The following is an 8,586-nucleotide window of genomic DNA, read 5'->3' on the forward strand; positions in this document are numbered from 1 at the left end:
GTACTCGGTACTCAGTACTGGTTCGCAACTCGCACGGTACAATCCGGCTAGCGATGTCCACGCCCGCGGAAAACGTAGAGCCCGGAAAACAGGAATCAGCGGGTCGGGGCTCTGCTGCCACCGTCGCGCTGGGAATTCTCCTGAGCCGGATTGCCGGCCTGGTGCGCGATCGGGTGTTCGCCCACTACTTTGGCAACTCCGATGCCGCCGACGCATTCCGCGCCGCGTTTCGCATTCCCAATTTCCTGCAGAACCTGTTCGGCGAGGGAGTGCTGTCCGCTTCCTTCATTCCGGTATATGCGCGGCTGAATGCCGAGCAGCGCCACGATGAAGCCTCGGAAACGGCGGAAGCGACATTCGTCTTCTTGTTCCTGATCACCTCCGTGCTGGTGGTGGTGGGCGTGTTCGCGGCGCCATGGCTGATTGCTGCCATCGCCCCGGGTTTCGCGGGCGATAAGCGCCTGCTCACCATCCGGCTGGTCCAAGTCCTGTTTCCGGGCGCGGGGCTGCTGGTGTTTTCCGCGTGGTGTCTGGGCATTCTCAACAGCCATCGCAGGTTCCTGCTTTCCTACACCGCCCCGATCCTGTGGAATGCGGCGATCATTGCCGCGTTTCTGTGGAAGGGCGGACACCAATCCCAGCCGCGGCTGGCGGTAACGGTCGCCCTGGGGTCGGTGGCCGGCAGCGCGCTCCAGTTTGCGGTGCAACTTCCCGCCGTGCTGCGCTTCCTGCGTCCCCTGCGGATTCCGAAAAGGTTGGGCTCCGAGCACGTCCGCGGCGTGGTGAAGAATTTCTTCCCGGTATTTGTCAGCCGCGGCGTGGTGCAGATCAGCGCTTACATTGATTCCCTGCTGGCCAGCTTTCTGCCCACCGGGGCGGTGGCGGCGCTCAGCTATGCGCAGACGCTCTATGCGCTGCCGGTCAGCCTGTTCGGGATGTCGGTGTCGGCCGCCGAACTGCCTGCCATGTCGAGCGCCCTGGGCAGCACCGAGGAGATTGCCAGTGCGCTGCGCCAACGCCTGGCGCAGGGACTGCAGCAGATCGCTTTCTTCGTGGTCCCCTCGGCCGCAGCGTTCCTGTTTCTGGGCAACGTGGTGGTGGCGACCATCTACCGCTCCGGCCAGTTCACCGCCCGCGACGTGACCTACGTCTGGGGTGTACTCGCGGGCTCGGCGGTCGGATTGCTGGCTTCGACCTCGGGGCGGCTGTACTCCTCGGCGTTTTACGCGCTTCGGGACACGCGCACGCCTTTGAAGTTTGCCGTCGTTCGTGTCGCGCTCACGCTGGCGCTGGGCTATTTTTGCGCGCTGCCGCTGCCGCCTTTGCTCGGCATCGACCGGCGCTGGGGAGTTGCCGGATTGACGCTGTCGGCCGGCGTTGCCGGGTGGATCGAGTTTGTCCTGCTGCGGAGATCGTTGCAGAACCGCATTGGGACCGTGCCCTACTCCATGGCAAGCGTGCTGAAGATGTGGCTCGCCGCGCTGCTGGCTGCGGCCGCCGGATACGGAATCGAGACCGCGCTGCGCGGCCACTCACCGCTGCTGGTCGGGCCCTGCGTGCTGCTGCCGTTTGGTGGAATCTACCTGGCGCTGACCCACTGGATGGGGATTTCGATGATGGAAGGCGTGTGGCGCCGGCTGCGGCGGGTGAGGTGACAGACAGTCGCGAGTCGTGAGTCGTGAGTGCCCGCTCGCAACTCGGGACCCGCAACTCGCTCAGCCGATGCGGCGCATGTTCGCCCAGTCGTAGGGGATCCTCTTCCCACAATCCAGGCAAACGATGTAGTGGCCGGTGCGCGCGCCCATGGGTTCCCATTCGCTGCGGGGGGCAATGGAGTTCACGCTGACGGCGGCAAAGGGCTGCGAAGTGTGCTTGTGGCGGCAGGTCATGGAGAGCAACTGGAGAAATTTTTCAAACATTGGGGAGTACCCGAGTTGCGAGTTCTGAGTTGTAAGTTGCGAGTGCGGACACTCGAACCCACGATCCCTCAGAACTCACAACTCACAACTCAAAACTGTTCCTACGCGCGCGCGCCGGTCGCGGACGTGCCCGTGCCGGTCTCGGCCGGCATGCCGGCATCCTTGGCCTCGCCATTGGCTTTCTGGCCGGGCTTGCGGATGTCAATCCCACCCTTGAAGTAAGCGCCGTCCTCGATGGAGATACGCTGGGCGATGACATCGCCCGTCAGTGAGCCTTCGTTACGGATGTCCACACGGTCGCTGGCCACGAGGTTGCCGCGCACCTTGCCGGTGACGACGATCTCGCGGGCGTTGATGTTGGCGTTGACCACTCCGTTGCGCCCAATGGTGACGCGGTTACCGGAGAGGTTGATGGATCCTTCGACGCGGCCGTCAATGTAAAGCGATTCCGAGCCAGTCACTTCGCCCTTGATGACGAGCGATTTGCCGATGGTCGCCTGATCTTGCGAGGTCATGGAGGCAGTCCTGGGAGCTGCGGCGGAAGTTGGCTCCGCCGGAGGCGTGAAGGTGGGAGCGCTCGCGCGCTGCGGTTCCGGGCTCGGGGTCGGCCCGCCGGTGGCGGGTTGGTTCGTGGGCTTCCACATCGCGATTCAAGTCCTTTCCAAAGGGGGATCGTTGTTTCCGTGCACTTCGCTGGCCAAACCGAATGCCGCGGGGCAGACCGCACGAGATTCGGTTCGTATTCCAACCAAAGCGAGTTGCCCGGTGCCTCCACCGTTGTAGCACATTTTTTCCACCGGTGGACTGCGCAGCACCCCGCAGGGCGGTGTAAATCTTCGCCGCAGGGTGGCAATTGTTATATCCGGGGACGTACCTGCCGGGGAATTTCGTTCGCGCTTAGAAAGCCAGGCTCCAGAGGCAAGGCGCTGCATTACAATTGCCGCTCCCCCATGCCGACCACTCTCCGCGCCTTCGCCAAGATCAATCTCGGGCTGTACATCGGGCCGCGGCGCGCCGACGGGTTTCATGAACTGCGCACCGTGTACCAGACCCTGGATGTCTACGACAGCGTGCGCGTGAGCGCCGGTCCGGGCACCGGCATTGAGATCCGCTGCCAGAATCCGCAGGTACCGCGGGATGAAACCAACACCTGCTGGCGGATCGCGGAACGCGTCATGAAGGCGCTCAAGCTGCGGCGGCGCGTGGTGATCGAGATCGAAAAAAACCTGCCCGTACAGGGCGGCCTGGGAGCGGGATCGTCCGACGCGACGGCCACCATGCTCGCCTTGCTACGCGAGCTGGGCCTGCCGCTTTCAGCCGGCGACAAGCTGGCTATCGCGACCGAGATCGGCAGCGATGTCCCGCTGTTCCTGGTCGGGGGCACGGTGCTGGGCATCGGACACGGCGAGCAGGTGCTGCCTCTGCCCGATTCGCCGCCCATGGCGGTGGCCCTTGCCACCCCCAGCGTAGGAGTATCCACCCCCAAAGCTTTCGCCGATTGGGACACGCTGGCAGCGTCGGAGAATGCCGCGTTGACGCCCGCGAGGGTGGCCAGTAGAATAGATGTGTTCAGCCGCTCGATGTTCGCGTGGCTGGCGGGCTCCTTATCCGGTGTTCCTGTCAAGGACAGGGACCGGGCCGAGACACCGCTTCTCGACCTCGTCCGTGCCGGGATCGAAAACGACTTCGAACGTGTCGTCTTTCCTCAGTATCCCGAACTGCGCGAGGTAAAACGTGTCCTGGAGCGCGAAGGCGCAAGCTACGCGTCGATGTCGGGTTCTGGCTCCGCGCTGTACGGAATTTTCGACAGCCCGGCGGCGGCGAAGCAGGCAGCGAGCGCGCTGCGGGCCAAGGGCATCGAGGCGCGAGCGGCCAGGACGTTGACGCGGCAGGAATACTGGAAGAATTTGGTAATTTCGTAATTTGGCAATTTGGTAAATTGTAGGCCCGGCGAAGACACTGGCGTTTGCCTGGTTCCCGAAAAAATTACCAATTTACCCAATTACGAAATTACCAAACGGGATTGGGCGGTCGACTAATGGTAGGTCAAGTGCCTTTGGAGCACTTTGTCCAGGTTCGAATCCTGGCCGCCCAGCCAGAATTAGTTATCGGTGATCGGTTGTCGGTTCTCGGTCATCGCATCATGGTGTGGAAACCGACCACCGAAAACCGACAACCGAGAACGAATGTACACGGGACAAAAACCGGGCCAGGCAGTCGATCCCACTGAGATGCGTACCGCATCCGCGAGCAATGCTATGGCAACCACGGTGGTTACGACGACGCACGAAAAGAAGGACGCCGGCACACAGCCGAAGGAGCGTAAGCCGATGCGAGGCCGCAGCGACGACCGGCTGAAAATTTTCTGCGGCACGGCGAACCCGGCGCTGGCCGACGAGATCTGCGCCTTTCTCGGCATTCCGCGCGGGCAGACCTACATCACGCGCTTTTCCGACGGCGAGCACTACGTGCAGATTCTTGAGAACGTGCGCGGCGCTGACGTCTTCGTTTTGCAGCCCACCTGCCATCCGGTGGATTCGCACCTGATGGAGCTGCTGCTGATGATTGACGCGCTCAAGCGCGCCTCCGCCCGCCGCATCACGCCGGTGATTCCGTATTACGGATACGCGCGCCAGGACCGCAAGGACAAGCCGCGCTCTCCCATCAGCTCCAAGCTGGTCGCCGACCTGCTGACCACCGCCGGCGCCGACCGCGCCCTGATCGTGGACCTGCACGCGCCCCAGATCCAGGGCTTCTTCAACATCCCGGTGGACCACTTGTTCGCCTCGCCGGTGCTGGTGGGCTATTTCCGGGAACAGGCATTCCCCGACCTCACCGTGGTTTCGCCGGATGCGGGCGGCGTGGAGCGCGCCCGGTTTTTTGCCAAGAAGATGGATTCGGCGCTCGCCATCGTGGACAAACGCCGCGTCGACATCGATGAGACGGAAGTCATGCACGTGATCGGCGACGTCAAGGGCCGCCCCTGTCTCATCCTCGACGACATCATTGACACCGCCGGAACCCTGGTGAAGACGGCCAACGCGCTGCTGGAAAGCGGCGCTACCAAGGTGGTCGCCTGCGCCACCCACCCGGTGCTGTCCGGGCCGGCCATCGAACGAATTTCCACTTCGCCGCTGGAGCAGGTGGTGGTGACCAACACGATTCCGCTCTCCGAGGCGGGACGGAACGAGCCCAAGATCAAGGTGCTCTCGGTCGCCGGGCTGGTCGCGCGCGCGATCCAGTCCATTCACGAAGAGACCTCGGTGAGCAAGTTGTTCGCGTAGCAACGGTCGTTCGGTCTCTCGACCGACTGACCCATCGACCTCATGAAAAGGTTTTGAATATGGCAACGACAGAGATGGAAACAGTGGTAGAAGCGCAGCCCCGCGAGGCGAACGGCAAGAACGTCGCCCGCCGCCTGCGCAAGAGTGGGAAGGTGCCCGCCGTGGTGTACGGCGCCGGCAAGCCGCCCTTGTCGGTGAGCGTGGATCCCAAGCAGATTGCGCGCATCCTGCATTCCGAGGCGGGGCACAACACGATTTTCGACCTGCAAGTCGACGGCGAGCGCACCAAGGCGATGATCGTCGAATGGCAGTACGAGCCCATCAAGGGCTCTCTGCTCCACCTCGACCTGCAGCGCATCGCCATGGACCGGCGCCTGAAGGTGCAGGTGCCGATCTCTCTCCAGGGCGAAGCGGCCGGCGTCAAGCAGCAGGGCGGCATTCTCGACCAGGTGCTGCGCGAGGTCGAGGTCGAGTGCCTGCCCGGCGATATTCCCAGCCACATTGACGCCGACGTCAGCGACTTGGTGTTTGGCCAGTCGCTGCGCGTCTCCGACCTGCCGCTGGACCGGAGCAAAGTGAAGATTCTTACCCCGGCCGACCAGGTGGTAGCGCACGTCACCTCGGTGAAGGAAGAAGTTGCGCCGGCGCCGGAAGCCGTGGCCGCCGATGCTGCCGCCGCGCCCGCCGAGCCCGAGGTCATCAAGAAGGGCAAGCAGGAGACTGCCGAGGAAGGCGCCGAGGCGGTTGCCGAAAAGGCCGAGAAGCCGGAAAAGGCCGAGAAGAAGGAGAAGAAATAGTTTCAGTTTCAGTTTCGAGTTTCAGGTCGTGCTCAACTGAAACTGAAACTGAAACTGAAGCTGATTGACGGCATGAAGCTGGTCGTCGGACTTGGAAATCCCGGCATCGAGTACCAGTTCACGCCGCACAATCTCGGGTTCCTGGCGGTGGACCGCATCGCCGAGCAGTGCGGAACGGAAGTGAGCAACCGCCGCTGCCACGCGCTCACCGGCAAAGCGCGCATCGGCAACGAAGACGTCGTGCTGGCCAAGCCCGAGACGTACATGAACCTGAGCGGGCTGTCGGTGCGGGACCTGGTTGGCGAATTGAAAATTGATCCGGCGCGCGACCTGGTGGTGATTTACGACGAGCTCGACCTGCCCTGGGGCGCGATTCGCGTCCGGCAGCGGGGGAGTTCGGCGGGCCACAAGGGCATGGAGTCGGTGATCGCTGCGCTGGGGACGCAGGAAATTCTGCGTATCCGGCTGGGCACGGCGCCCGATTTTGCGGTCAGCGACGGCGCCAAGTATGGGCTGTCGCAGTTGAAGAAGTCGCAGTTCGAGGTGGTGGACCAGGAATTGGATGCCGCCGCCGAAGCGGTGAAGGTGATTTTCACCGAAGGCCCTGCCGCGGCGATGAACCGCTTCAACCGCAAGGCGAGCGGCGCGGCGGCGGAAGAGGATTGAAAACAAGTTTCTTGTTTCAAAGTTTCACGTTTCACGTTGTCGAGAGCTCAATGCAAGGCAAGCGGCCATGCAGCGTGAAACTTGAAACGTGAAACCTCAATTTTGCTGATAGCTGAAAGCTGAGAGCTGACAGCTTCAGCAGGAGAAGGCGAATGCAACGTACCTATGAACTGATGTTTATCGTCCGGCCCGATATCGTGGACGAAGAGCTGGACCGGCTGATTTCGACGCTGGAAGCGCAAGTGAGCACCGCCGGCGGCACGCTGAAGAATGCGGAACGCATGGGCAAGCGCCGCCTCGCCTACCAGGTGCGCGGATTCCAGGACGGCATGTATGTGCTGTTCACCATTGAAGGCTCCGGCGAGGTCGTCCGCGAGCTGGAACGCCGCCTGCGCGTCACCGAGCCGGTGATCAAATTCATCACCGTGCGGGTGGACGAAGAGCTGAAGCGGCTGGGCAAGATCAAGGCCCTGCGCGACGCGCGCGTCAAGGCGAAACCCGCCCCCGCGCCCGAAGCCGCAGACGCCGGCAGTGAAGCAGCGCCGGCAACGGCGTAACAGCAGTTTCAGTCTCGAGTTTCAGTTTCAGTTGGCGCGGCCTCACACAGAGCCGCTGCCCTGAAACAAGCGTTAAAAGCGAACCGACTCGAAACTGAAACTGAAACTGAAACTTGAAACTGTTTTAGAGAGGAATCATGGCAGACGAAACCACCCGTACTCCGGCTCCGGCCAATGGCGGCGAGCAGACCGCGACCGCGACCGCGACCGCGACCGCCGCCCCCACGCAGTCCTCAGGGCCCGGCTATGGTCAGCGCGGACCGCGCCCGCAGCGCCCCGGAGGTTCCCGCGAAGGCGGCCGCAAGTATTTCCGCCGCAAGAAAGTGTGCAAATTCTGTGTCGAGAAAATCGACGCCATCAACTACAAAGATGTGCGTCTGCTGGCACAGTTCGTCGCCGAGAGCGGCAAGATCGTGCCCCGGCGCCTGACCGGCGTTTGCACGCCGCACCAGCGGCGGCTTTCCACCGCCATCAAGCAGGCGCGCAACATCGCTCTGCTGCCGTTTGCGGGACGCGCCTAGTGGTCAGTGGCTAGTGGCCAGTGTTCCGTAGCCGGTAGTGCCGGGATCATCGGCGCTTCAGATCACCCGATCATCCGATCACCGGATCACCCGATTTTGGAGAGATTGCCATGGAAGTGATACTGAAAGAAGACGTGCCCAAGCTGGGCTCGCGCGGCGACGTGGTCAAAGTCGCCGAAGGATACGGGCGCAATTTCCTGCTGCCCAAGAAGCTTGCCATTGAGGCGACGCAGGCGAACAAGTCGGGCGCCGCTCAGGCACTGCCGATGCTCACAGTGCCCTGGAGCACTGCTCAGAAGTGTGGTTCAGAGTGTGCGGCAAAGTCGATCAGCGCGCACGGCGGCCGCGATCTCCAAGATGTGGGGGTGCGGCGGTGCCCCTGGCATCGACGGTCAGAGTTTCCGGGACATTGAGTCCGCGGGACGGGCCACGTTTCTCCAAGCGGTGCGGGACGACCTCATCACAGGCAGGTACAAACCCATGCCGAACGCAAGGTGGAGATCCCGAAGGGCAACGGCAAAGCCCGAACGCTTCAGATACCTGGTATCCGCGATCGCGTGGTGCAGGGGGCACTGAAGCTGATCCTGGAAGCTATCTTCAAGGCGGATTTCCGCACGAACTCTTACGGATTTCGACCGAAGCGGCCGCCGCATCGCGCTCTGGCGGAAGTCAAGCGCAGGGTGATGCGGCGCATGTCCACAGTTATCGATGTTGATCTGTCGCGCTATTTTGACATGATCCGGCATTCGGTGCTTCTGGAGAAGATTGCCAAGAGAATCGATGACCCACAGGTCATGCATCTCGTGAAGCAGATCATCAAAGTTGGCGGAAACGTCGGAGTC

The 8,586-nt window shown here is 62.5% G+C and carries 10 protein-coding genes, 1 tRNA gene and 1 pseudogene; 10 read left to right on the forward strand and 2 right to left on the reverse strand.

All coding sequences use genetic code 11. The features are described from left to right. Window positions 1–53: 53 nt before the first annotated feature. On the forward strand, window positions 54–1,655 hold the full coding sequence (gene murJ, locus LAN70_01325; protein ID MBZ5509789.1) for a murein biosynthesis integral membrane protein MurJ: 1,602 nt from the start codon (window positions 54–56) through the stop codon (window positions 1,653–1,655). 60 nt (window positions 1,656–1,715) lie between these two features. Here murJ and LAN70_01330 read toward each other — a convergent pair whose 3' ends face one another. Together LAN70_01330 and LAN70_01335 are read right to left on the reverse strand one after the other, a co-directional pair. After that, on the reverse strand, window positions 1,716–1,919 hold the full coding sequence (locus tag LAN70_01330) for a hypothetical protein (protein ID MBZ5509790.1): 204 nt from the start codon (window positions 1,917–1,919) through the stop codon (window positions 1,716–1,718). 101 nt (window positions 1,920–2,020) lie between these two features. Beyond that, a complete protein-coding gene (locus tag LAN70_01335) occupies window positions 2,021–2,563 on the reverse strand; it encodes a polymer-forming cytoskeletal protein (GenBank protein ID MBZ5509791.1) in 543 nt (180 codons plus the stop codon). Between the two features lie 306 nt (window positions 2,564–2,869). On the opposite strand from LAN70_01335, the gene ispE reads away from it, so the two are divergent. The 9 genes and pseudogenes from ispE to LAN70_01380 all read left to right on the forward strand — a co-directional run bounded on the left by ispE (window position 2,870) and on the right by LAN70_01380 (window position 8,586). Further along, window positions 2,870–3,841 (forward strand): 4-(cytidine 5'-diphospho)-2-C-methyl-D-erythritol kinase, encoded by a 972-nt coding sequence (gene ispE, locus LAN70_01340; GenBank protein MBZ5509792.1) that lies wholly within the window; start codon window positions 2,870–2,872, stop codon window positions 3,839–3,841. Between the two features lie 102 nt (window positions 3,842–3,943). Next, window positions 3,944–4,017 (forward strand) — tRNA-Gln (locus tag LAN70_01345). A 133-nt stretch (window positions 4,018–4,150) separates the two neighbouring features. Then, complete coding sequence (locus tag LAN70_01350) at window positions 4,151–5,203, forward strand: ribose-phosphate pyrophosphokinase (protein ID MBZ5509793.1); 1,053 nt, start codon at window positions 4,151–4,153, stop codon at window positions 5,201–5,203. A 59-nt stretch (window positions 5,204–5,262) separates the two neighbouring features. After that, a complete protein-coding gene (locus LAN70_01355) occupies window positions 5,263–6,000 on the forward strand; it encodes a 50S ribosomal protein L25 (GenBank protein MBZ5509794.1) in 738 nt (245 codons plus the stop codon). Between the two features lie 72 nt (window positions 6,001–6,072). Then, the gene (gene pth / locus LAN70_01360) at window positions 6,073–6,666 is read left to right on the forward strand and encodes an aminoacyl-tRNA hydrolase (GenBank protein ID MBZ5509795.1); all 594 of its coding nucleotides are present in this window, start codon (window positions 6,073–6,075) and stop codon (window positions 6,664–6,666) included. Window positions 6,667–6,818: 152 nt separating this feature from the next. After that, window positions 6,819–7,223 (forward strand): 30S ribosomal protein S6, encoded by a 405-nt coding sequence (gene rpsF, locus LAN70_01365; protein ID MBZ5509796.1) that lies wholly within the window; start codon window positions 6,819–6,821, stop codon window positions 7,221–7,223. Window positions 7,224–7,360: 137 nt separating this feature from the next. After that, complete coding sequence (gene rpsR / locus LAN70_01370) at window positions 7,361–7,744, forward strand: 30S ribosomal protein S18 (GenBank protein MBZ5509797.1); 384 nt, start codon at window positions 7,361–7,363, stop codon at window positions 7,742–7,744. Between the two features lie 110 nt (window positions 7,745–7,854). After that, window positions 7,855–8,157: a hypothetical protein gene (locus LAN70_01375; GenBank protein MBZ5509798.1), complete on the forward strand. Its 303-nt coding sequence runs from the start codon at window positions 7,855–7,857 to the stop codon at window positions 8,155–8,157. Continuing rightward, window positions 8,102–8,586, forward strand: a pseudogene (locus LAN70_01380) (group II intron reverse transcriptase/maturase). Before LAN70_01375 ends, LAN70_01380 begins: the two are co-directional and overlap by 56 nt.

Source organism: Terriglobia bacterium (genome assembly GCA_020072845.1).
Taxonomy (GTDB): domain Bacteria; phylum Acidobacteriota; class Terriglobia; order Terriglobales; family Acidobacteriaceae; genus JAIQGF01.

What these genes read in the sequence shown, in the direction of transcription:
- LAN70_01330 (MBZ5509790.1), bottom strand. Translation starts at nt 1,919, where the DNA reads ATGTTTGAAAAATTTCTCCAGTTGCTCTCCATGACCTGCCGCCACAAG.
- pth (MBZ5509795.1), top strand. Translation starts at nt 6,073, where the DNA reads ATGAAGCTGGTCGTCGGACTTGGAAATCCCGGCATCGAGTACCAGTTC.
- ispE (MBZ5509792.1), top strand. Translation starts at nt 2,870, where the DNA reads ATGCCGACCACTCTCCGCGCCTTCGCCAAGATCAATCTCGGGCTGTAC.
- LAN70_01375 (MBZ5509798.1), top strand. Translation starts at nt 7,855, where the DNA reads ATGGAAGTGATACTGAAAGAAGACGTGCCCAAGCTGGGCTCGCGCGGC.
- rpsR (MBZ5509797.1), top strand. Translation starts at nt 7,361, where the DNA reads ATGGCAGACGAAACCACCCGTACTCCGGCTCCGGCCAATGGCGGCGAG.
- LAN70_01335 (MBZ5509791.1), bottom strand. Translation starts at nt 2,563, where the DNA reads ATGTGGAAGCCCACGAACCAACCCGCCACCGGCGGGCCGACCCCGAGC.
- rpsF (MBZ5509796.1), top strand. Translation starts at nt 6,819, where the DNA reads ATGCAACGTACCTATGAACTGATGTTTATCGTCCGGCCCGATATCGTG.
- LAN70_01355 (MBZ5509794.1), top strand. Translation starts at nt 5,263, where the DNA reads ATGGCAACGACAGAGATGGAAACAGTGGTAGAAGCGCAGCCCCGCGAG.
- LAN70_01350 (MBZ5509793.1), top strand. Translation starts at nt 4,151, where the DNA reads ATGCGTACCGCATCCGCGAGCAATGCTATGGCAACCACGGTGGTTACG.
- murJ (MBZ5509789.1), top strand. Translation starts at nt 54, where the DNA reads ATGTCCACGCCCGCGGAAAACGTAGAGCCCGGAAAACAGGAATCAGCG.